Here is a 23,368-nt window from a genome sequence, read left to right on the forward strand (position 1 = left end):
CCGAAGGGGCGGGTGAATCAAAAGCCAAAGATCAAAAGCTTTCAGGCGAGCTAACGCTCGGCCTGTTGAGTGGTGAGAAGCGGGAGGTGTTCACTGTAAAGGTTGCGGAGGGCTGAAACTTTAGATCGTGTTTGGCTTTGGCTTTGGCTTTGGCTTTGGCTTTGGCTTTGGCTTTGGCTTTGGCTTTTGATCTTGATTTGCTTTTGATCTTTCGCCCCTTCGGCAGGCCGAGCGTAGGTGTTCATCAGGGGGTGGGCGCGTAGCGCCGTGCGGCGAAGCCGCACACATCGAGAGGAGGTCGTAGCGAAGCAGACCGTAGGCGATGCCCTCTGATGGACACCGTAGCGAGGGAACACTGAGCCTTAGCGAAGTGCCGTACGCCGGGGCGAAGCCTTTTGGTTCCTTTTTGGCGTTTGAAAAAGGGACTCGCTGTAAGAGCGAAACCATAAGTGGCCGTTACCGCAGAAATGGATATGTACACCGACCATCAACCAATACTCCAATCACCCCACCTAATACCCAATCATTCAGCCAAACCGCATATCTCTCAGGTTAACAAAAGATAACGTGGCGTCGATTGTCAGACCTTTCCAAACCCCGATAGGATAAGCCAGCTTCCGAAGGGGCTCTAGATTGCGCGTTTCAAGAGCAAGCTCCAAACAGCCAATCACTACGAGCACCCTTACGGCGCCCTGAAAGGTTGAACGACCTAACAATAATAATGGGGGAAGGTCTATGAGTGAGCCTGTCATGGGTGTGGGTATCTGCCGCCCGCCGGCATTACGCAAATTCGCGTTGCTGGCTACAGCGCTCTCGCTGTTGGGCTGTGCCGTGTTGTCGGCACCTGTGCTGGCCGCTGCCGCGCCAGCATCCGATGCTGTTTATTCCATTGAATCTGCCAAGGCTGCCAAAAGCCTGATGCTTGATGTCGTTCACGCCGGCAAACGCCTGGTGGCGGTCGGCGATCGCGGGCACATTCTGTATTCCGATGACCAGGGCACGACCTGGGTTCAAGCCAAGGTGCCATCCCGGGCACTGCTGACGTCGGTGTTTTTTGTCGATGACAAACACGGCTGGGCCGTCGGCCATGACGCACAGATCCTCGCGAGTGAGGATGGCGGTGCCACCTGGACCAAGCAATTCGACGATTTGAAACGCGAAGCGCCGCTGCTCGACGTCTGGTTCAAGGACGCCAACAACGGCTATGCCGTGGGTGCCTATGGCGCACTGCTGGAAACCACCGATGGCGGCAAGCACTGGGAAGACGCCAGCGACCGCCTGGACAACGAGGATCAGCTCCACCTCAATGGCATCGCATCGGTCAAGGATGCCGGGCTGTTCATCGTTGGCGAGCAGGGCAGCATGTTTCGCTCGGCCGATTCGGGGCAGACCTGGGAGAAACTTGAAGGCCCGTACGAAGGCTCGCTCTTCGGTGTCATCGGCACGGCGCAAGCCAATACGCTGTTGGCTTACGGCCTGCGCGGCAATCTCTACCGCTCCACGGATTTCGGCAACACCTGGGAACAGGTCGAGCTGAAAGCTGCTCGTGGCGCACTGGAGTTCGGGCTGTCCGGCGCAACGCTGCTTGACGATGGTTCCATCGTGATCGTCGGCAACGGCGGCTCGGTGATCCGCAGCAACGACAACGGCGAAACCTTCAGCGTGTTCAACCGTCCGGATCGCATTTCCGTATCGGCAGTGACGGCGGCGGGCAACGGCAATCTGATTCTGGCAGGACAGGGCGGCGTTCGCGCTACTTCGCCAACCGGCTCAGAGCTGGGCAAATAATAAGAAGGGCGGAGCTATGACATCGATGACAAGCCATCACCAAGACAAGGCGACGTTTCTTGAGCGCCTGATTTTCAACAACCGCCCGGCAGTGATCTTCATCTGCCTGCTGGTCAGTATTTTCCTGTTCTGGCAGGCGACGCTGATCCGTCCGTCCACCAGTTTCGAAAAAATGATCCCGCTCGATCATCCGTTCATTCAAAAGATGATGGAGCACCGCAACGATCTGGCGAACCTGGGCAACACGGTGCGGATCTCGGTGGAAGCCACTGACGGCGATATCTTCTCCAAGGAATACATGGAGACCCTGCGTCAGATCAACGACGAGGTGTTCTACATTTCCGGCGTCGACCGTTCCGGCCTCAAGTCGCTGTGGAGCCCGAGCGTGCGCTGGACCGAGGTGACGGAGGAGGGCTTCGCCGGTGGTGAAGTGATCCCGCAGAGCTATAACGGCTCTCAGCAAAGCCTCGATCTGCTGCGCAACAACGTCCTCAAGTCCGGGCAAGTCGGGCGTCTGGTGGCCAACGATTTCAAGTCGAGCATTGTCGATATCCCGCTGCTTGAGTCCTATCCGGACCCGCAGGATCAAGGCAAGTTGCTGGCGCTGGACTACCGCAAGTTCTCCCACGAGCTGGAAGAAAAAATCCGCGACAAGTTTGAAAAACAGAACCCTAACGTGCAGATCCACATCGTCGGTTTCGCCAAAAAAGTCGGCGACCTGATCGATGGTCTGGTCATGGTGGTGATGTTCTTCGGTGTCGCCTTCGTTATTACGCTGATTCTGTTGTACTGGTTCACCAACTGCATGCGCAGCACCGTGGCGGTCCTCAGTACCACGCTGGTGGCGGTGATCTGGCAGCTTGGGTTGATGCACTTCTTTGGCTTCGGGCTGGATCCGTACTCGATGCTGGTGCCGTTCCTGATCTTCGCCATCGGTATTTCCCACGGCGTACAGAAGATCAACGGTATCGCTTTGCAGTCCAGTGAGGCCGACAACGCGCTGACCGCTGCACGACGCACGTTCCGTCAGCTGTTCCTGCCTGGGATGATTGCGATCCTTGCGGATGCGGTGGGTTTCATCACGCTGCTGATCATCGACATTGGCGTGATCCATGAATTGGCCATCGGCGCGTCCATCGGCGTGGCGGTAATCGTGTTCACCAACCTGATCCTGCTGCCGGTGGCGATTTCCTACGTCGGTATCAGCAAACGCGCGGTGGAACGCAGCAAAAAGGATGCAACCCGCGAGCACCCGTTCTGGCGCCTGCTGTCGAACTTTGCCAGCGCGAAAGTCGCACCGGTGTCTATCGCCCTGGCCTTGCTGGCCTTCGGTGGCGGTCTCTGGTACAGCCAGAACCTGAAAATCGGCGACCTCGATCAAGGTGCTCCAGAGTTGCGTCCGGACTCGCGCTACAACAAGGACAACAACTTCATCATCAGCAACTACTCCACCAGTTCCGACGTGTTGGTGGTGATGGTCAAGACCAAGGCTGAAGGCTGCTCACGCTATGAAGCCATGGCGCCGATCGACGAGCTGATGTGGAAGATGCAGAACACCGAGGGCGTGCAGTCGGCGATTTCCCTGGTGACCGTGTCCAAGCAGATGATCAAGGGCATGAACGAGGGCAACCTGAAATGGGAAACCCTGTCGCGCAACCCGGATGTACTGAACAACTCGATCTCCCGTGCTGATGGCCTGTACAACAACAGTTGCTCCCTGGCGCCAGTGCTGGTGTTCCTCAACGATCACAAGGCGGCAACGCTCGATCGTGCGGTGCATGCAGTGCAGGAGTTCGCCAAGGAAAACAACAAGGACGGCCTGGAGTTCATCCTCGCGGCCGGTAACGCCGGGATCGAGGCAGCCACCAACGAGGTGATCAAGGAGTCCGAGCTGACCATCCTGATCCTCGTCTACATCTGCGTCGCGACCATGTGCATGATCACCTTCCGTTCGTGGGCGGCGACCTTGTGCATCGTGTTGCCGCTGGTGCTGACGTCGGTACTGGGCAATGCCTTGATGGCGTTCATGGGCATCGGCGTGAAAGTCGCGACGCTGCCGGTCGTGGCGCTGGGTGTGGGGATTGGCGTGGACTACGGCATCTACATCTACAGCCGTCTGGAAAGTTTCCTGCGTGCCGGTCTGCCGTTGCAGGAAGCCTATTACCAGACGCTGAAATCCACCGGTAAAGCCGTGCTGTTCACTGGTTTGTGCCTGGCCATCGGTGTCTGCACCTGGATCTTCTCGGCCATCAAGTTCCAGGCCGACATGGGCCTGATGCTGACCTTCATGCTGCTCTGGAACATGTTCGGCGCGCTGTGGCTGCTGCCTGCGCTGGCGCGGTTCCTGATCAAGCCGGAGAAACTGGCTGGACAGAAGGGCAACTCGCTGTTCGCTCATTGATCCCTGCCTGAAATAGAAAAGCCGCAACCTGGGTTGCGGCTTTTTTACATCCCGAATTTCACACTGGCCCTGTAGGAGCAGAGCTTGCTCGCGATGGCGGCAGAACATTCAATATCTATGTTGACTGACACTCCGCCATCGCGAGCAAGCTCTGCTCCTACAGGGAATTTCTCCAACAGTTGGATTGTGTTGTGTCAGTTGGGATCGCTGCCCAGCACCACATTCAACGCACTGCGCGCATCATCCAGCTGCACCAGTGTCGCGTGTCGGGCGCCGAGCGCATCGCGGTTCTCGATGGCCGTGAGGATTGCTTTGTGTCGAGGCAGCGCCAGTTCATGCAGGTTCGGTCGCTGGTTGGAATGCTTCAACGCTTCGGCAATCGCCACCGACAGCATGTTGCACAGGTTGGCCAACAAGTCGTTGTGGGTTGCATCGGCGATCCGGCTGTGGAAATCCAGATCAGGTTGCAGCAAGGCTTCCGGCGTCGGAGCGGCCTCCATGCGCTGGTAGGCTTCACCGATGGAAGCGATGTCCGCCTCGGTGGCGAACTGTGCGGCCAGTGCGGCGACAGCGGGCTCGATGATGCTGCGCACACTGGTCAACAGGTCGAAAAACTCATTCTGCGGGCTGCTTTGCATCAACCAGTGCAAAACGTCCGGGTCAAGCATGTGCCACTCTTTGCGCTGCTTGACCACCGTGCCGACGCGCGGACGGCAATACACCAGACCCTTGGCGACCAATACTCGGGTGGCTTCACGCAGCACCGGGCGGCTGACTGCATACTCCTCACACAGCAGGGCCTCGGCGGGCAGCTTGTCACATGGCTTGAAACGCCCGGAAACAATCTGCATGCCCAGTTCCTGGACAATGCGCGAGTGCATGCTTTTACGGTCGGACGGTTTGCGGTAATCCATGGGGAGCGGCGCGGTCCTGTGCGAGGGGGTGTTGCGCATGATAACAGGCGCGAGCACGGTCCTGAATCAGATGAGGAGTCAATGTGGGAGAACCAATGTGGGAGCGAGCCTGATCGCGATGGCGTCGTGTCAGTCAACATCAATGTTGAAGGTTAGGACGCAATCGCGAGCAGGCTCGCTCCCACGAGAGGGGATTGGTGGGGTTAGTGAGAGTGGCGCGGGACTTCGGCACCGCGGCAGCCGACCAGGAAGTCGAAATCGCAGCCCTGATCCGCTTGCAGCACATGGTCGATGTACAGCTGACGATAGCCACCCAGGATCATTGGCTGTGGTGGCTGAAGATCCGCCATCCGCGCCGCCAGTTCAGCCTCCGGAATATCCAGGTGCAAACGTCCGTTGGCACAATCCAGTTCAATCCAGTCACCTTCTTTCACCGCCGCCAACGGACCGCCTGCCGCCGCTTCCGGCGCTACATGCAGCACGACGGTGCCATACGCGGTGCCACTCATGCGTGCATCGGAAATGCGCACCATGTCGGTCACGCCTTGCGCCAGCAGCTTGGCCGGCAAGCCCATGTTGCCGACTTCGGCCATGCCCGGATAACCCTTCGGTCCGCAGTTCTTCATCACCAGGATCGAGTTGGCGTCGACGTCCAGTTCAGGATCATCGATCCGCGCCTTGTACATGTCGAAGTTCTCGAACACCACGGCGCGGCCGCGATGCTGCATCAGTTCAGCCGTGGCGGCGGACGGTTTGAGCACCGCGCCGAGTGGCGCCAGGTTGCCGCGCAACACGCAGATGCCGCCATCGGCGCGGATCGGGTTGTCGAGGGTGCGGATCACTTCGTCCTGGCCGTAAATCGGCGCGTCCTTGGTGTTCTCGCCAAGGGTCTTGCCGTTGACGGTGAGGGCGTTCGGGTGCGGGATAAGATTGGCTTCACCGAGGCGACGCAGCACGGCGGGCAGGCCACCGGCGTAGTAGAACTCTTCCATCAGGAAACGCCCGGACGGTTGCAGGTCAACGATGGTCGGCATGCCGCGGCCGATGCGGGTCCAGTCATCCAGCTCCAGGTCCACGCCAATACGGCCGGCGATGGCTTTCAAGTGGATCACGGCGTTGGTCGAACCGCCGATGGCCGCGTTGACACGGATGGCGTTTTCGAAGGCTTCCTTGGTGAGGATTTTCGACAGTTTCAGATCTTCGCGAACCATCTCTACCGCACGCATGCCGGACATATGCGCCAACACATAACGCCGTGCATCCACGGCTGGAATCGCCGCGTTGTGGGGAAGGGAAGTGCCCAGTGCTTCGGCCATGCAGGCCATGGTTGATGCAGTGCCCATAGTGTTGCAGGTGCCGGCCGAGCGGGACATGCCGCCCTCGGCCGCGAGGAAATCGTCAATGGTGATGGTGCCGGCTTTCACTTGCTCGCTGAGCTGCCAAACCACAGTGCCGGATCCGATGTCCTGGCCTTTGTGTTTACCGTTGAGCATCGGTCCGCCGGTGACGACGATCGCCGGCACGTCGCAACTGGCCGCACCCATCAGCAGCGCCGGGGTGGTTTTGTCGCAACCGGTCAGCAGCACCACACCATCAATCGGGTTGCCGCGAATCGCTTCTTCGACGTCCATGCTTGTCAGGTTGCGGGTGAACATGGCGGTCGGGCGCAGGTTGGATTCGCCGTTGGAGAACACCGGGAATTCCACAGGGAACCCACCGGCCTCGATCACCCCGCGTTTGACGTGCTCCGCGATCTGGCGGAAGTGCGCGTTGCACGGGGTCAGTTCCGACCAGGTGTTACAAATGCCGATGATTGGCTTGCCCTGGAATTGGTGGTCGGCGATGCCCTGATTCTTCATCCAGCTGCGGTACATGAAGCCGTTCTTGTCGGCGGTGCCAAACCATTGGGTGGAGCGCAGGGTGGGTTTCTTATCAGACATGATCGATTCTCTTATTGTATGACTATAATGTTAAATCAGAGGCCTAACATAAGCGTAAATTCCTCTGTTTGGAAGTGTTGTTGGGTAATTAGTATTACTATATAGTCGTTTTCAACGGAGGGATGGCCCTGGCGATTTTCTGCGAGAGGCGTCTCCCGAGGTTCTATAACAACAACAATCGGAGACCGATCTCATGAGCCAGGAACTGCGGCTTATTCGTCGCATCACACTGAAACTGATTCCCTTCCTGATCCTGCTGTACCTGATCGCCTATGTGGATCGCTCCGCCGTAGGCTTCGCGAAACTGCACATGGGCGCTGACATCGGCCTCGGAGACGCCGCTTACGGCCTGGGTGCCGGGCTGTTCTTCATTGGTTATTTCCTGTTTGAAATCCCCAGTAACCTGATGCTCGACCGTTTCGGCGCGCGACGCTGGTTTGCGCGGATCATGGTCACCTGGGGCGCCATCACCATCGGCATGGCCTTCGTTCAGGGGCCGCAAAGCTTCTACGTGATGCGCTTTCTGCTCGGTGCGGCGGAAGCCGGTTTCTTCCCGGGCGTTCTGTACTACATCACCCAGTGGTTCCCGATTCGCCATCGCGGCAAGATCCTCGGTCTGTTCATTCTTTCCCAACCCATCGCGATGATGATCACCGGCCCGGTGTCCGGCGGCTTGCTCGGCATGGACGGCACCCTCGGATTGCACGGCTGGCAGTGGCTGTTCATTGTCATCGGTACGCCAGCAATCTTGCTGACCTGGCCGGTGCTGCGTTATCTGCCTGACGGCCCACAACAAGTGAAATGGATGGACCAGGCCGAGAAGGACTGGTTGGCCGGCGAGTTGAAAAAGGACCTCGAGGAATACGGCCAGACCCGACACGGCAACCCCTTGCACGCGCTCAAAGACAAACGTGTGTTGCTACTTGCGCTGTTTTACCTGCCTGTGACGTTGAGCATTTATGGCTTGGGTCTGTGGTTGCCGACGCTGATCAAACAGTTCGGCGGGACCGACCTGGTCACCGGTTTCGTTTCGGCGGTGCCATACATTTTCGGGATCGTCGGCTTGCTGATCATTCCGCGCAGTTCCGACCGTTTGAATGATCGCTACGGTCACCTTGCCGTGCTGTATGTGCTGGGAGCCATTGGCCTGTTCCTCAGCGCCTGGCTAACGGTGCCGGTGCTGCAACTGGCAGCCCTTTGCCTGGTAGCGTTTGCACTGTTTTCCTGCACCGCGGTGTTCTGGACCTTGCCGGGTCGGTTCTTCGCCGGGGCCAGTGCGGCAGCCGGCATCGCCTTGATCAACTCGGTGGGCAACCTTGGCGGTTACATCGGTCCGTTCGTGATTGGTGCGCTGAAGGAATACACCGGCAACCTGGCGTCGGGGCTGTATTTCTTGTCGGGCGTGATGGTGTTCGGGCTGGTGCTGACGGGCGTGGTTTATCGGTTGCTGGAGCGCAAGCATGTGCTGCCGGCTGATCAGTTTGCGGCCAGCGCGCGTGGCGCCACCCGCACCTGACACAAAACCGGTAGGAGCAGAGCTTGCTCGCGATGGCGGCAGAACATTCAGCATTGATGTCATCTGTCAGGCCGCAATCGCGAGCAAGCTTTGCTCCTACAGGGATTTAGCGGCGTTTTGACGAATTGTTTACAGGAGAAAATCATGCGTTTGGTTCAGTTCGAATTGAGTAACGGCGAGCGCCGCGTCGGCGTCGTCGAGGACGGTTTGGTGCATGAAGTGCGGGACGCGCATACCGTTCGTGACCTGGCATTGGCAGCGATCGAGGCGGGCACGAATCTGGAGCAGCAGGTGAAGGCCCTGGGCCTGGGCATCAGCCACGACTATGCCGAACTGCTGGCCACGCTACGCATCCTGCCGCCGCTGGATCACCCGGACCCGGCGCACATGCTGGTCAGCGGCACCGGCCTGACCCACTTGGGCAGCGCCTCGGCCCGGGACAAGATGCATCAACACGCCGGTGACGAAACGGCAATGACCGACACCATGCGCATTTTCAAATGGGGAGTGGAGGGCGGCAAACCGGCAGCAGGGCAGGCCGGCGTACAACCGGAATGGTTCTACAAGGGCGACGGCAGCATCGTCGTTCGGCCGGGCAAGCCGTTCCCGCTGCCGCCATTCGCAGAAGACGCCGGCGAAGAACCCGAGCTCAGCGGCCTCTACGTCATTGGTCACGATGGCAAGCCTTATCGCCTCGGTTATGCGGTCGGCAACGAGTTCTCCGATCACGTCATGGAGCGTAAAAACTACCTGTACCTGGCGCACTCCAAACTGCGCAGTTGCAGCTATGGCCCGGAACTTCGGGTCGGCGAATTGCCGCAACACCTGGCCGGCACCAGCCGCATCCTGCGCGACGGTGAAGTGCTGTGGCAGAACGAGTTTCTCAGCGGCGAGGCTAACATGTGTCACAGCCTCGAAAACCTTGAGTACCACCATTTCAAATACAGCCAGTTCTTGCGTCCGGGGGACGTGCACATTCATTTCTTCGGTACCGCGACCTTGTCGTTCGCCGATGGCATCCGCACCCAACCGGGAGACGTTTTCGAGATCAGCCAGGCCGAGTTCGGCGCACCGTTGATCAACGGCATTGCGCCGGCTGAAGCAACGTTCCTGCCCGGCACCATCGGCACCCTTTAAGGAGATAGGCATGACCCGGATTTTTGGACACAACTACATCGGCGGCCAGCGCAGCGCTGCCGGTTCGCTCAAACTTCAGAGCGTCGACGCCAGCACCGGCGAAGCGTTGCCGCACGATTTCTTCCAGGCTACCCCGGAAGAAGTGGACGCCGCCGCCAAGGCCGCCGCAACGGCTTACCCGGCCTATCGCAGCCTGAGCGCTGAGCGTCGCGCACAATTTCTAGATGCGATAGCCGATGAGCTGGACGCGTTGGGTGACGAGTTCGTCGCCGTGGTCTGCCGCGAGACCGCGCTGCCCGCTGGCCGCATTCAAGGCGAACGCGGTCGCACCAGCGGTCAGATGCGTCTGTTCGCCAAAGTGCTGCGTCGCGGCGACTTCTATGGTGCCCGCGTTGATCGGGCACTACCGGACCGCACGCCGCTGCCGCGTCCGGACTTGCGCCAATACCGCATCGGCCTCGGCCCGGTGGCGGTGTTTGGTGCCAGCAACTTTCCCTTGGCGTTCTCGACGGCTGGGGGCGATACCGCATCGGCCCTGGCGGCCGGTTGTCCGGTAGTGTTCAAGGCTCACGGCGGTCACATGGCCACCGCCGAATGGGTGGCTGACGCGATCCTCCGTGCCGCGGAAAAAACCGGCATGCCGGCCGGTGTGTTCAACATGATCTACGGTGGCGGGGTCGGCGAAGCGCTGGTCAAGCATCCGGCGATTCAGGCCGTGGGCTTTACCGGCTCGCTGAAGGGCGGTCGCGCCTTGTGTGACATGGCCGCGGCACGTGCGCAGCCAATCCCGGTGTTCGCCGAAATGTCGAGCATCAACCCGGTGATCGTGTTGCCACAGGCGTTGCAGAGCCGGATTGAATCGGTCGCTCGTGACCTGACCGCGTCGGTGGTTCAAGGCTGTGGTCAGTTCTGTACCAATCCCGGGCTGGTGATCGGGATTTGTTCACCACAGTTCAGCGCGTTCGTGCAGCAGGTCGCCGGACTGATCAATGATCAGCCGGCGCAAACCATGCTCAATGCCGGGACCTTGAGCAGTTATGGCAAGGGCCTGGAAAAACTCCTCGCGCATCCCGGCATCACGCACCTGGCAGGTAACGCGCAACAGGGTAAGCAGGCTCAGCCGCAGTTGTTCAAGGCTGACGTCAGCCTGTTGATCAACGGTGATGAAGTCTTGCAGGAAGAGGTGTTCGGCCCGACCACGGTGGTGGTGGAAGTGGCTGATCAGGCGCAACTCACTGCGGCGCTGAATGGGCTTCATGGGCAGCTGACGGCGACGATCATTGGCGATCCGGCGGACTTTGAGCAGTTCGGCGAATTGACGGCTTTGCTTGAGCAAAAGGTCGGGCGGATTCTGCTCAATGGTTATCCAACCGGCGTGGAAGTCTGCGATTCGATGGTCCACGGTGGGCCGTACCCGGCGACGTCCGATGCGCGCGGCACCTCGGTGGGTACCTTGGCGATTGACCGTTTCCTGCGCCCGGTATGCTTCCAGAACTACCCGGACAATCTGCTGCCGGACGCGTTGAAGAATGGCAATCCGTTGCGCATCCAGCGCTTGGTGGATGGGCAGCCGTCGCGCGAAGCGCTCTAACGGTTAAACACAATCTCCCTGTAGGAGCGGCGGTGTTGTGTGTGGGAGTGAGGTCAGCATTGGGCCGCCCACACATTGAGTTATCATTGCATCTTTCCCATTCAAAGATTGATTGCCATGACTACCGAAGCCGATACCTTGCTCAACACCCTCGAACACTGCGACATGGTGGAAATCGACGGGTTGCACGCGTTCGAATTCTCCCTCGATGAATTCGACAACCTGCACATCGAGTGCATGGATGGGCGAGCGGCCAAGCACTGGGAGTTCACCCCGGAGCAGGTTCAGGCAGCCACCTTCGACCCAACCCTGCAAAGCTGGGTGATCACCGGCGATTCCGGCGAGCATCGGTTGGTGTGCCTGACCGCAATTGGTGGTCATGACGACGAGGACGATGAGCTTGAGGGGGCGTAATCTCTGGCCGCTGTTGATCGCATGCAGCGTCGGCGCGATGGTCGTTCAGGCTTCCTTGGCCGACGAGTATCAGTTGCTGGTGGGTTCCTACACGGCGGGGCAGAGTCAGGGGATTTATCGCCTGAACTTCGACAGTTCCAGCGGGCAGATCGAGGCCAAGCCACTGCAAGTGGTCCAAAGCGAAAACCCGTCCTGGCTGACCTTGTCCAAGGATCAGCGTCACTTGTTCGTGGTCAATGAAAACGGCCCTGGGCAGAAAGATCCGGTCGGGCGTGTCAGCAGTTATGCGATCGACTCCAAGACCCAAGAGCTGAGCCTGATCAATCAGGTCCAGAGCCTGGGCAACGAGCCAACTCATTCGAGCCTCAGCGGCGATGGCCGTCATCTGTTTGTCAGCAACTATTCGGTGGCTGAAGATCCAGGCGGCACACTCGCGGTGTTGCCGGTGGGCGCTGAAGGCAAACTTGAAAACGTAGAGCAGATGAGCAGTCATCCGGCGAGTCGGGTCAACCCTGAGCGGCAGATGTCGGCGCACGTGCACTCGACGATCTCCTCGCCAGACGGCCGCTTCGTGTTCTCCAATGATTTGGGGGCAGACAAGGTCTTTGTCTACCGCTTCGACGCCAAGGCCAATCCGGACCTGCCGTTGACGCCCGCCACACCGGCGTCCGTGCAGATGCCGCCAGGGAGCGGGCCGCGTCATTTACTGTTCAGTGCCGACGCCAAGCATGCCTGGCTGACCATGGAAATGAGTGCGCAGGTGGCGGTTTTCGATTACCAGAATGGCAAGCTTGAGCAAACACAAATGGTCGACCTGGCGGCGGGCCAGCCCGCGTCCGATAAAGCGGCGGCAGCACTGCATGCTTCGTCTGATGGCAAGTTCCTCTACGTCAGCAACCGTGGCACCGCCAATCAATTGCTGGTGTTTGCCATTGATCCTGCGACCGGCCACCTCAAGGAACTGCAGCGACGCTCGGTGGAAGGGGAGCATCCGCGCGAGTTCAGCCTCGATCCCAGTGGCAAGTTCGTGCTGATCGCCAACCAGAAGAGCAACCAGGTTGTCGTCGTCGAACGTGACGCCAAGACTGGTCTGCTGGGTAAAACCGTGCAGAAACTGCCGATGGACGCGCCGAGCGATCTCAAGTTTCTGCTGCGTCAATAGGCCGCAGGCCCCGGTTGATGGGGCCTGCATCCTTGTATTAATGACGCTGATATCTGCTAATGCTACAAAGGATTTCAGACGAGAATACTCGAAGGTTAAGTTTGCTTCACGGCCCCACCGGGCAAGCAAGCCAACTGAATGCGAGGAATACCGCCATGAACTTCAATCTCTTCTCTGTCATCGCTGCTTCCGCCATCTCTGCCTCCGTTGCTCTGCCAGCCAGTGCCAACGTCGAAATCAGCGACAAAAAATCCCACACCCAGAGCTACACCCAGAAATACCTGCAACAGAGCGCCAAGTTCTACGCCGCCCTGGATCACAAAGCCCAAGCCTGAAATTCAAACCCTGCACATTTTTATGCAGGAGCGAAGTCACTGGCGTCTATCGAGCTTAAAAGCTTGTAGAAACCTGAGTGATGTCGCTCCTGCATAACGCGTTTACGACAGCATTACATTGCCATCAACGTACGCATTGATATCTCATGGCCGCGAGTTTAGATTTGGCGCTCGGTTTTTGATTCCAACTCTAATAACAAGGATCGACAACATGGCGATGCGCGTGGCAGTGGTTCTTCTTTTTCTGTATTCCACCCCCTTACTTTCGGATGCCCAGCCTGTTCCAGACGAGCCGGACGCGGCCCGCGAGCGCATGATGAGTTTTATCGAAGACTGAAATTGACTGGCTTAATGATCAACGAAGCTGATGGTCACTATGGATAACCCTGAGTGGTTACCCCAGCTTTTTTGATTGATTCTGTGGGCATCGAAACATGCCCACGGAGAACACCATGGCCAGCTCAATCCTCACTTCTGCCAAACACGGCGCCTATCTGGCAACTGCGCTGTTCGATCACGCGGAGCTGGTGGGAGTGGTCGGGGCATGAAAGGGCGCAAACTTTGGGTGATTGCGTTCCTGGCGTTCATCACCAACGGCTCTTCGTTGCTGGGCATCGGGCAGGGTTCGGCGGGTTCCGTGGCCCGATCCATAGAAGCCAATCACAACCTCGCACGCAATATTGAAACGCAGAAGGCGCTGGCGCTGCTGGCGGGCAATCCGCCCATTAAACGCCAGCACGATTTCTTCGGGCCGTTCCAGGTGGATTGCTCGGTGTTGCAGATGTGTGAAGTGTTTGCCTGAGCCAACAGTCACCACGATCCATTGTGGCGAGGGAACTCGCTCCCGTTCGGCTGTGCAGCAGTCGTAAAACCAGACAACTCGGTGGTTCAGAAGGATTGCAGGGGGCTGCTTCGCAGCCCAGCGGGAGCAAGCTCTCTCGCCACAGGTTATGGGTGTTTTTGTTTTTGCATTACGCTAATAAACAGATCGGATTGCAGAAACCGCTGCAACCAGTCCTGCAACCGCACGTAAGGCGTCTGCGCAAACCACTCGCGATCCACATGGGCAAACTGTCGTACGAACGGCATTAACGCGACATCCGCCAGGCTTGGATGCGCCGCCAGCAAGTAATCGCGCCCCTCCAGTAACTCATCAAGCTGGCGCAAAAACACCTCACCTTCGGCCCGATAAACCTCCATCGGTTGTTCGGGATAACGTTCGGCGTATTTGTAGCGATTCAGATGCACTTTGAAGGTTTGATCGTTCGACTCGATCAGGACCGCGATGTGCGCTTGTCCGGTGGGATCATCCTTGAGCAACCAGTCCTGCGGATCGTTTTGTGCCAAAGCCCATTGCATGATTGCCAGGCTCTCATCAATGACCCGGCCATCAACGCTCAGCACCGGTACCGTGCCTTTGCTCGACAACGCCAGCATCTCTGCGGGTTTAGCCTTGAGGCTGACTTCCACGATGTTCACCGGCGCGCCCGAGTAACTTAGCGCCATGCGAGCGCGCATGGCGTACGGGCAGCGGCGGAAGGAATACAGCGTATTCATTTCACCTCCAGGGTACTCAGGCCATTGCCCTGGCGTCGGACCTGAATCTGTACCGGAATCCGTTCATGCATTTCCTGTACGTGGGAAATCACCGCGACTTTGCGGCCCTGAGCTTGCAGGCCATCCAGCGCGTCCATGGCCAGTTGCAGGGATTCCGGATCGAGGCTGCCGAAGCCCTCGTCGATGAACAGCGATTCGATTTTCAACGTGCTCGACGCCATTGATGCCAGGCCCAAGGCCAGCGCCAGTGACACCAGGAACGTCTCGCCACCAGACAACGAATGCACCGAACGCAGTTCATCGCCCATCTCGGTGTCCATCACCAGTAACCCCAGCATGCTGCCGCCGCGTTTCAACCGATAACGACGCACCAGTTGCCGCAACTGTACGTTGGCGTGGTGCACCAACAGATCGAGGTTGTAGGCCTGGGCGATCTTGCGGAAGGTGTCGCCGGTGGCCGAACCGATCAATGCATTCAAACGCGCCCAGCGTTGGTACTCGGTGTAGGCGTCGGCGATCTGTTGGGCCAGGGCTTGATTGGCGTTTTGCCGGCGCTGATCCTCGGCCTGTTCGGCGCGCAGTTCGGCGCAGCAATGTTCGCTGGCGACAGACAGGTTTTGCAGCTCGGTCAGCGCGGTGGCCAGTTGTTCGGCATCGAGATGGCCGTTGTGCTGCGCCTGGTGGCTGAGCAGGCGCTTGTCCCGCTCCTGAAACAAGACCTTGGCCTGTTCAATGGCTTTTTCGCTGCGTTGCAATTGCTGGCGCAGTTCGCTGAGCTGTTGATCGTCGACGCTCAGCAACGCGTCCAGACCACCGTCATCCAGCTCGGGATGCTGCGCGCGCCAATCGGCAATCTTGCTGCTCAACTCGCGGTCTTCGGTTTCCATTGCCTGGGCGCGTTCCTGCCGGGCCTTGAGTTCGGCCGCCAGTTGCACCAGGCGCGTGCGTACGGTTTGCAGTTCCTGATTGGCCGTCGACTCGGCAGTGCGTGCCTGTTCGACGGCGTGATCGATTTGCTGCTGCCATTGCTCGGCACTGGTGTGTTCACCCAACAATTGAGCCAGTGTTTGCTGACAGGCCTGCTGTTGCTCGGCGAGGGCATCGAACTGCTGTCGGGCGGCGTCCAGTTGTTGAGCGCGGGTGTGTTGACGGTCCTGTTCTTTCTCCAGTGCCTGCTGACGTTGCAGCTGTTCGCTGAGTTCTTCGCGTTGCTGGTCGAGTTGCTCCAGACGCTGGGCAATCTGCTGGTCGAGCTGCATGAACGTCGCGGCGGGTTCGTTGCGTAAAGCCTCCAGCGTCTCGCTCGGGAGCAGGGTGCTGAACGCGGTCAGTTCTTCAGCCAGACGCTGACGGTCGCTGCTCAACTCGCGTTGCTGATTGCTCAGGTGCTGCGCCGCTTGCTGGCTTGCGGTTTCGGCACTGCGCAGTTGTTGCTGAAGGCGCGCGGCGTCCTGTTGCAAGGTGAGCAGGGCGGTTTGCCGCTGTTCGTCCTGGGTGATGCTCTGGTTCAACTGATTGTTTTGCTGCGCGAGCCAGGCATCGCGTTTGTTCGCGTCCTGAGCCATTAATTGCGTCGACAATGGATGCGCTTCGAGGCTTGGCGTCAGGGCTTGTTGCTGGGTGGCGAGTTGCTCTTGCTGCTGTAACAGCTCTTTTTGCTGAGCGATCAAGCCGCCGACTTCTGCACGCAGATCCGTGAGTTTTTCCTTCAACTGGTCGACGGCTTTTTGCGCGTTGGCCTGCTCGCTTTCATCATGGCGACCGAGGCTTTGCAACAGCGCTTCGGGCTGATGATAAGGGTGGTCGGGGCTGCCGCAAACCGGACACGGATGATCGTCCTGTAATTGCTCACGCAACTCTTCGACGCTGGCGCTGCGGGCCAGACGCTGACGTTCCAGAAGCTCGCGGGTGACGGTCAGGGTCTGTTCGGCGACGGTCAGCTCGTTCTTGGTTTTCACCCCGTCCTGAGTCAGGCGATCGCGTTCCTGCTGAGCGGTCAGCTGGCGTTGTTGAAGCTCCGCACCGCGGGTGTCCAGTTCCCGTTGGCGAGTCCACAGTCGTGTCAGTTCTTCGAAGGCGCGCAGTTGCTTGCGGTTGTCCTGCAAGAGATTGCCGAGCAGCTGGATCTGTTCAGCCACGGCTTCGGGCTCCGCGTCAGCCTCTTTGTAAAGCACTTCCAACTGCTGCTTTTGCGCGGCAAATTCTTCCGCTGCGCGTGTGGCGCTGAGTTCCAGGGCGGCCATTTCGGCCAGGCCCTTGTTCAAGCGATTGCCGATCAACATCAGCTGTTGCAGGCGATCGCGATAGGCATTCCACGCCTCGCTGAGCGGCGCCAGAGACGTGCTTTGTTCAAGCTCCCCGGCGATACGTTGCAGGCGTTCGGCGACGAGTTTTTGCTGGTCCAGCAAACCTTGAATCGTGTTCTGAACTTGAGTACAGGCCAGTTCGGCGTTCTGCTTGAGATCGGCGCTGTGGCTTGTGTCCTTGACCAGACGGGCGAGGGTGCTTTGCGCTTCAAAAGCCTGGCGCAGCAACGGCGCACTGTGGGTGTGCTGATGTTGCGCTTCTGTCAGCGCGGTGTGGGCGCTGCTCAGGCTCTGTTCGAGTTGCGTCTGGCGCTCGGTCAGTTCCTGTTGCTGTTGGGTGTGCAGCTGAATCTGCGCGGCCAGCGGTGTGAGCTGTGCGGTGAGTTCGGTTTTGCGGGCGAATTGGTGCCGTTGCGGGGCCAACTGCTCCAGGCGCGTCAGTTTCAGGCGTTCGCCGACCTGACTTTCCCAATGCTGCTGCGCGCCGGTCAATTGCTCGGTGGCGCTCAGTTGCTCGTCCTGCAATTGGCGCAGTTCTTTGAGCCAGGTGTGTTGCAATTCAAGCTGCTTGAGCTGCGCCTGCTGCGTCTTCAGTTGTTGCTGCGCGTCATTGAAGCGCTCATCCAGCTCGGCCCTGGCTTCAGGTAACAGCGGGGTGACGCCGGTGGCCTGATCCTGCAACAATTTGTGCGCTTCTCGTGCTTCTTTGGTCTTGTCGAACGCGCGGCGACCGAGCTGGGTGTACAGCGCGGTGTCGGTGAGTTTTTCCAGCAGTTCGCTGCGTTCGTTGTCGTTGGCCTTGAGGAAAGCACTGAACTCGCTCTGGGCGAGCAATACGGCACGGGTGAATTGCTCGAAGTTCAGGCCCAATACGGATTCGAGCTGGGTTTTGAACTCGACTTTCTGGCTTGCCAGCAGTTGATCCTGATCGATGTCGCGCAAACTCTGGCGACTGGCTTGCAGCTTGCCGCCGGCCTTTTCCCGGGCGCGATTGGCTTCCCAGCGCGCGCGGTAGCGACGACCGTCGATGCCGACGAAATCCACTTCGGCATAGCCTTCGCCGGTACCGCGCCGCAGCAACGTGCGCGGGTCGCCGGTGCTGATTTCGCCATCGGCGTCCGGTGCTTTCGCCGAGACTTGGGCATTGCTCAGGCGCGGCACGGCGCCAAACAGGGCCAGGCACAAGGCATCAAGCAAGGTGCTTTTACCGGCACCGGTGGGTCCGGTGATTGCGAATAGACCAGCGCTGACCAACGGCTCGGCCGTGAAGTCGATTTCAAACGGCCCGGCCAGAGAGGCAAGGTTTTTCAGACGGATCGCGAGGATCTTCATGGCTGTTCGCTCTCCATCTGCACGTCTTGCAGCAGCTCGGCAAAGTCCTTCAGCGTTTGCTCATCGACCTCACTGCCGTAGCTGTCCTGCCAGGCGCGACTGAACAATTCCTGAGGCGTGAGCTGGTCCAGTTCGACCAGTGCGGTGCTGTCGTCGACGCCGTCACGGCTTCCGTTGCCGGCGTACTCGGCGGCGATGCGCACCAGACGCACGGCTTTGCCTTGCAGCGCGGTTTCTACCTGATGGCGCAAGTCGGGTTGCGGCTCATCGAGGCGAACGCGCACTTCCAACCACGGCTGGCGCTGGATGTCGGCCAGCAAATCGATGTTGGGCAGGTCGGCCAGTTGCAGGAGGATCTCTGCCAGCGGCGCCGGGCCGATGCGTTGCAGATTGACGGCCCGAGGAATCAGTTTCGACTCGACGCTGACCAGGGTTTCGCCGTCGAGGGTTACGTCGAGAATCTGATGCTGATAGCCGATCTCGGAGAACGACAGCGGAATAGGCGAGCCACTGTAGCGGATGCGCTCTTCGCCGTTGACCTTCTGCGGCTTGTGCAGATGGCCTAGGGCGACGTAGCTGATGCTCGGCCCGAACAGGCTGGCGGGCAGGGCTTCGGCGTTGCCAATGATCAGGCTGCGCTCGGAATCTTCGGATACAGAACCACCGGCCATGTGTGCGTGGCTGATCGCGATCAGCGCCTGGCCGGGGGCGCGCTTGGCGTTGGCGGCCGCGATCAGCCATTCGTGAACCTGGCCAATCCCGCGCAAGTAGTTGTCGCCCAACTGCGCGCCGGTGACTTCGGCTGGGCGCAGGAACGGCAGCGCCAGGCACCAGGCGGCAATCTCTCCGTTGGCATCGGGAAGCGGCAGCAACAGGCGTTCGGCATCCAGTTGCCCGTCATCCAGCCACAACACGCGGCCGAGCGCATGGGTGCGCAGACGGCGCATCAACGGCGCAGGCAGTTCGATCCGCGAGCCGGAGTCGTGGTTGCCGGCGATCATCACGATGGTCAGCAACGGCTGCTGTTCGTGGGCGCTGACGATGAAGTCGTAGAGGCGTTCCTGGGCTTTGACCGGCGGGTTGACCGTGTCAAAGATGTCGCCGGCGATCAGCAGCACATCGGGCTGGTCCAGCTTGAGCTGGCGCAACAGCCATTCGAGAAAACAGGCATGCTCGAAATCGCGTTCCTGGCCGTGCAGATTCTGCCCAAGGTGCCAGTCGGAGGTGTGGAACAGACGCAAGGCGGACTCCGTTGCAAATAAGGTGATGGCCGCGCGGGGAATGATGGCGGCTAAAGGGGGGGAGTTTACTGGCAAACACCTGCCTTGCCTCCGAAAAACGCTTTCCCAATCAAATTTGCTTCAACCAGCGGATGGGTAGGTGAATGACCCTCTCAATTCATAACCGCAGAAAATTTCGGATTAAACCTACATCAGAAATTGAATCCCCCTGCATTTAAAAATAAGCCAGCTTGCCAAAGTCGCCGCTTTTAGGAGCGAAGATCGACATGAACAGAACTAGGGCGCGGCAGCCATTACACTTATCAGAACTTGTAGATGTGAGTGCAAAATTTTCTGTTGTACTGATGTTCTCTTTTATGTTGGTTGGATGCGGGGACGACAAAGCACCTTCTGTTCAATGGTTTATCGATAACCCTTCCGAGATAGATCGAACCCTTAGAAGCTGCAGTTACTCAACAAAGTACAATCCTATGCCGCACTACACATGGTGTGATAACGCACGATCTGCATCTCACACTATGAGTATGAGGCTAAGGGATCTTGAGGAAGAAAAACAACTAGCTGCTGCAAGAGATACTCCTGAGAACCTTAGAACAGTTCGTTGGTATGAGGGTAATCGTCAGGCGCGACAGGCGAAACTCAAGGAATGCAAAGTAAGTGCAGGGAAAGGGGATGTTGAGTTCGACCACAGCTGCTTTAAAGCAACTCGAGCCGGAATGAACCAGTATGTAAGTCGCGGGCCAGACGTATTCGGTGGCGACACTATGGCTGAGTTGGTTCAGATCCTGCGTGCTGTATCTCCACTGCCAACGACGGTGCCGCCCAACCCACGCCGGCATCGTGAGGTCGGCAGTACTGCGCTTGAACAAGCGGTTCCGGCGCGTAAGTATCTCCCTGGGCTGGAACCGCAAGTGCTCCATGAACGAGGGGGCAAAGAAGTCGTTGCTCCCCCCTATGGCCACTGAATACCAGGTACTCGAATTCCATAATGCGCCGACTGCGATCAGCATTTGAATAAGCCGGCTGACGAGCCACGTTGCTTAATTAATAAAACGACCCTCACAGCAGGGATTTAGGCGAATGACGTGAGTTCGGGAAGCACCTGTATCGTTGATGCTCAAGGCCTGTACATTACACCCAGCCAAAACTCCTCATGCCCGGCGCTTGTCGGTCGGGTTCAGCCGCCGCACCTCGGCAAAAATCTCTGTGATCGGGCGTCGCGGCTGACGTTTATGTAGGGCGCGAACTTGTTCGCTCAGGCGCAGCAGTTCTTCACTTGGTTTCGCCCATTGTTCCTTCGGCAGCGGTTCCGACCATTGGCGCATTGCCTCGGGCAACGCCTGTTGGCCCTTTTCCTTGAGGCGACGGATTTCCCATTCGGTCAGGTGGTTGGGAATCGTCCACAGGGTCATCACGTGGTACAGGTACCAGAAGAACCCGGACACCCGACCGCGCTGGCCGTCGCGGATTTGTTGGTGCATACGCGCGCGGGCGTTGTGGAAAGTGTGCAGGCCTTCGTGGGAGGGATCGTCGGGGCCTTGTAGGTCTTGCGGGTCCTGGATGGGTTTGAGGTCGTGGATTTCGTATTCCATGTAGCCGCGGATGGCTTCCCAGTGGCTGATTGCCAGGGAAAGACCGAAGCAGGGAAATTCGACGCTGGTCAGGGTTTCGCCGTGCTGGAAACCGATGCCCATGCCGTATTGGCGGTGGATGCCGAATTGGGTGGCGCCTTGGGCTTCGATGACCCAAGCGGAGAGGGATTCCCAAGGGACGAAGAGCGGTTCGGTGGCGTCTTCGGGCATGAAGCAGACTTCTCGGCGTTGGCGGTTGAAGCAGGTGGGGATGATGTGAAGGCGTTTTTTGTGGTTGTGGTGCCAGACGCCGAGGCCGATTGCCAGCATGGAAAATCCGGTAACTAAGGCATATCCATAGATGGCGAAGAATAAATCAATGACAAATTCCCATGTGTATGCGAAGTCATATCCGAACATAAGACCCATACAGCCAATTGCTGGCGGGATTAGGAACGTGATCATGAAGGCAACACTGAATGGTCCACCTAGTGTCATCTGCCACATAAAGACTTGCGGTGATCCCAACCCAAAATCCATATACACCTCATTTAGCTCCCCAATATGTGGACCATGTGGTGGTAACGCGGTCGGCAGTGGCAACGGTGCAAGGTAGGTAATCGTCCCACTGGGAAACGGTTCTATATCTCCCGCTTTTCGGGGTTGTTCAAGCTGCGGCGCAGGCATCGGATTATCAAAGTTGTGCGGCATGGTCGGCCAACTCCAGCAGATGGGTTTCAACCAGCAACAGCGGCGGATGCTCGGTAACGGTTTGAGAGGCCAACGCCGGAAAGCGGCCGTCACTCCGAGGGTTCAGGCGAATGACCCGAATGCGAGAAACCCACGCGCCCTTGGCGTTCAAGGTTTGTATGCAGACGGCCAGCTCCAACGTTTCGGACGCCGGGGTGAATTCAGCATCAGGGTCCAGTGGGTATTGCAGGCATAACACCAACCGATCGGGTCCTGTTTGCACGATGCGCAGGCTGGCCGTGATTTCCTCGCTGATAACGTCCTTGCGCTCTCGCGGCGTGCCACGGCTGTGGAGAGGAATGGCAATGCGGTGGGCGCCGATCCCTAGGCGATGAGTCGCTTTGCCACTCTGGATCAGTTCCGGGTGTTTTTCCTGATAGTCGAGCAGGGCTTTACGGCTGTAACAGCTCATGCGCGACGCTTGTCCGTCGGATTCAAACGCTGCACTTCAGTAAAGATCTCGGTAATCGGTCGACCAGGTTGGCGTTTATGCAGCTGTCGGACCTGATCGCTCAGACGCAGTAGCTCTTCACTCGGTTTGGCCCATTGTTCGTTCGGCAGCGGCTCGGACCATTGGCGCATGACTTCGGGCATGGCCTGCGGGGCCATTTTCTGGAGGCGGCGGACTTCCCATTCGATCAGGTGGTTGGGAATCGTCCACAACGTCATCACGTGGTACAGGTACCAGAAGAAGCCGGACACTCGACCCCGTTGGCCATCGCGGATTTGCTGGTGCATGCGCGCGCGGGCGTTGCGGAAGGTGTGCAGGCCTTCGTGGGGTGGGTCGTTCGGGCCTTGCAGGTCTTGCGGGTCCTGGATCGATTTGAGGTCGTTGACTTCGTATTCCATGTAACCGCGGATGGCTTCCCAGTGGCTGATGGCCAGGGACAGGCCGAAGCAGGGGAATTCGACGCTGGTCAGGGTCTCGCCGTGCTGGAAACCGATGCCCATGCCGTACTGGCGGTGGATACCGTATTGGGTGGCGCCTTGGGCTTCGATGACCCAGGCCGAGAGGGATTCCCAGGGGACGAAGACGGGTTCGGTGGTGTCTTCGGGCATGAAGCAGACTTCGCGGCGTTGGCGGTTGAAGCGGGTTGGGATGATGTGGAGGCGTTTTTTGTGATTGTGGTGCCAGACGCCGAGGCCAATGAGCAGCATTAAAAAACCGCCCTGTATGGCTGGTCCGTACGCCTCATTGAATACTCCTTTTATGGCATGAGTAATATCGTCCCAGCCCATCCCGAACACAAAGAACATGAAGCCGACAAATAGAGGTATTAAAAATGCAACCGAGGAGGCAACACTGAATGGCCCCCCTAATGTCATCTGCCACATAAAGACTTGCGGTGATCCCACCCCGAAGTCCATGTACACCTCATTTAGTTCCCCGATATGGGGGCCATGCGGCGGCAG

19 protein-coding genes are annotated in these 23,368 nt (G+C 58.7%); 11 read left to right on the forward strand and 8 right to left on the reverse strand.

Features of this window, described 5'->3' with window-relative positions; all coding sequences use genetic code 11:
• Positions 1–735 precede the first annotated feature (735 nt).
• Positions 736–1,788 (forward strand): WD40/YVTN/BNR-like repeat-containing protein, encoded by a 1,053-nt coding sequence (locus ACA048_RS13045; RefSeq protein WP_497629479.1) that lies wholly within the window; start codon positions 736–738, stop codon positions 1,786–1,788.
• A 25-nt stretch (positions 1,789–1,813) separates the two neighbouring features.
• Positions 1,814–4,189 (forward strand): efflux RND transporter permease subunit, encoded by a 2,376-nt coding sequence (locus tag ACA048_RS13050; protein WP_452626229.1) that lies wholly within the window; start codon positions 1,814–1,816, stop codon positions 4,187–4,189.
• A gap of 194 nt (positions 4,190–4,383) precedes the next feature.
• Here ACA048_RS13050 and ACA048_RS13055 read toward each other — a convergent pair whose 3' ends face one another.
• Positions 4,384–5,103 carry a FadR/GntR family transcriptional regulator gene (locus ACA048_RS13055; protein ID WP_497629480.1) on the reverse strand — a complete coding sequence of 240 codons (720 nt, stop codon included), beginning with the start codon at positions 5,101–5,103 and terminating at the stop codon, positions 4,384–4,386.
• Between the two features lie 203 nt (positions 5,104–5,306).
• A complete protein-coding gene (locus ACA048_RS13060) occupies positions 5,307–7,043 on the reverse strand; it encodes an IlvD/Edd family dehydratase (protein ID WP_497629481.1) in 1,737 nt (578 codons plus the stop codon).
• Between the two features lie 193 nt (positions 7,044–7,236).
• Here ACA048_RS13060 and ACA048_RS13065 point away from each other — a divergent pair, with 193 nt between their 5' ends.
• From ACA048_RS13065 to ACA048_RS13100, 8 genes are all read left to right on the forward strand, one after another.
• On the forward strand, positions 7,237–8,559 hold the full coding sequence (locus ACA048_RS13065) for an MFS transporter (RefSeq protein ID WP_497629482.1): 1,323 nt from the start codon (positions 7,237–7,239) through the stop codon (positions 8,557–8,559).
• 144 nt (positions 8,560–8,703) lie between these two features.
• Entirely contained in the window at positions 8,704–9,696 is a 993-nt protein-coding gene (gene araD1, locus ACA048_RS13070; protein ID WP_497629483.1) for an AraD1 family protein, read from the forward strand.
• 10 nt (positions 9,697–9,706) lie between these two features.
• On the forward strand, positions 9,707–11,287 hold the full coding sequence (locus ACA048_RS13075; protein WP_497629484.1) for an aldehyde dehydrogenase (NADP(+)): 1,581 nt from the start codon (positions 9,707–9,709) through the stop codon (positions 11,285–11,287).
• A 117-nt stretch (positions 11,288–11,404) separates the two neighbouring features.
• The gene (locus ACA048_RS13080) at positions 11,405–11,701 is read left to right on the forward strand and encodes a DUF5629 family protein (protein WP_497629485.1); all 297 of its coding nucleotides are present in this window, start codon (positions 11,405–11,407) and stop codon (positions 11,699–11,701) included.
• On the forward strand, positions 11,682–12,863 hold the full coding sequence (locus tag ACA048_RS13085; protein WP_497629486.1) for a lactonase family protein: 1,182 nt from the start codon (positions 11,682–11,684) through the stop codon (positions 12,861–12,863). The genes ACA048_RS13080 and ACA048_RS13085 overlap by 20 nt, the downstream gene beginning before the upstream one ends.
• Positions 12,864–13,018: 155 nt before the next feature.
• Positions 13,019–13,198: a hypothetical protein gene (locus ACA048_RS13090; protein ID WP_497629487.1), complete on the forward strand. Its 180-nt coding sequence runs from the start codon at positions 13,019–13,021 to the stop codon at positions 13,196–13,198.
• Positions 13,199–13,409: 211 nt separating this feature from the next.
• Positions 13,410–13,535 (forward strand): hypothetical protein, encoded by a 126-nt coding sequence (locus ACA048_RS13095; protein ID WP_263288417.1) that lies wholly within the window; start codon positions 13,410–13,412, stop codon positions 13,533–13,535.
• Positions 13,536–13,742: 207 nt separating this feature from the next.
• Positions 13,743–14,000 (forward strand): hypothetical protein, encoded by a 258-nt coding sequence (locus tag ACA048_RS13100; RefSeq protein WP_497629488.1) that lies wholly within the window; start codon positions 13,743–13,745, stop codon positions 13,998–14,000.
• A 146-nt stretch (positions 14,001–14,146) separates the two neighbouring features.
• On the opposite strand, the gene ACA048_RS13105 is transcribed toward ACA048_RS13100, so the two are convergent.
• Genes ACA048_RS13105 through ACA048_RS13115 form a run of 3 tightly spaced genes read right to left on the reverse strand, consistent with a single transcriptional unit; the run spans position 14,147 to position 19,634 of the window.
• Positions 14,147–14,755, reverse strand: coding sequence for a glutathione S-transferase (locus ACA048_RS13105; RefSeq protein WP_497629489.1), 609 nt, complete (start codon positions 14,753–14,755; stop codon positions 14,147–14,149).
• A complete protein-coding gene (locus ACA048_RS13110; protein WP_497629490.1) occupies positions 14,752–18,393 on the reverse strand; it encodes an AAA family ATPase in 3,642 nt (1,213 codons plus the stop codon). The genes ACA048_RS13105 and ACA048_RS13110 overlap by 4 nt, the downstream gene beginning before the upstream one ends.
• Complete coding sequence (locus ACA048_RS13115; protein WP_497629491.1) at positions 18,390–19,634, reverse strand: exonuclease SbcCD subunit D C-terminal domain-containing protein; 1,245 nt, start codon at positions 19,632–19,634, stop codon at positions 18,390–18,392. The genes ACA048_RS13110 and ACA048_RS13115 overlap by 4 nt, the downstream gene beginning before the upstream one ends.
• 716 nt (positions 19,635–20,350) lie before the next feature.
• Here ACA048_RS13115 and ACA048_RS13120 point away from each other — a divergent pair.
• Entirely contained in the window at positions 20,351–20,599 is a 249-nt protein-coding gene (locus ACA048_RS13120; protein WP_497629492.1) for a hypothetical protein, read from the forward strand.
• Positions 20,600–20,785: 186 nt separating this feature from the next.
• Here the strand turns inward: ACA048_RS13120 and ACA048_RS13125 are convergent, their stop codons facing one another.
• Genes ACA048_RS13125 through ACA048_RS13135 form a run of 3 tightly spaced genes read right to left on the reverse strand, consistent with a single transcriptional unit; the run spans position 20,786 to position 23,113 of the window.
• Entirely contained in the window at positions 20,786–21,916 is a 1,131-nt protein-coding gene (locus ACA048_RS13125) for a hypothetical protein (RefSeq protein WP_497629493.1), read from the reverse strand.
• Positions 21,900–22,367 carry a hypothetical protein gene (locus ACA048_RS13130; protein WP_497629494.1) on the reverse strand — a complete coding sequence of 156 codons (468 nt, stop codon included), beginning with the start codon at positions 22,365–22,367 and terminating at the stop codon, positions 21,900–21,902. The genes ACA048_RS13125 and ACA048_RS13130 overlap by 17 nt, the downstream gene beginning before the upstream one ends.
• Positions 22,364–23,113, reverse strand: a complete 750-nt coding sequence (locus tag ACA048_RS13135) for a hypothetical protein (protein ID WP_497629495.1) — start codon at positions 23,111–23,113, stop codon at positions 22,364–22,366. Before ACA048_RS13135 ends, ACA048_RS13130 begins: the two co-directional genes overlap by 4 nt.
• Positions 23,114–23,368 lie beyond the last annotated feature (255 nt).

It is taken from the genome of Pseudomonas sp. LBUM1659, from assembly GCF_059716045.1.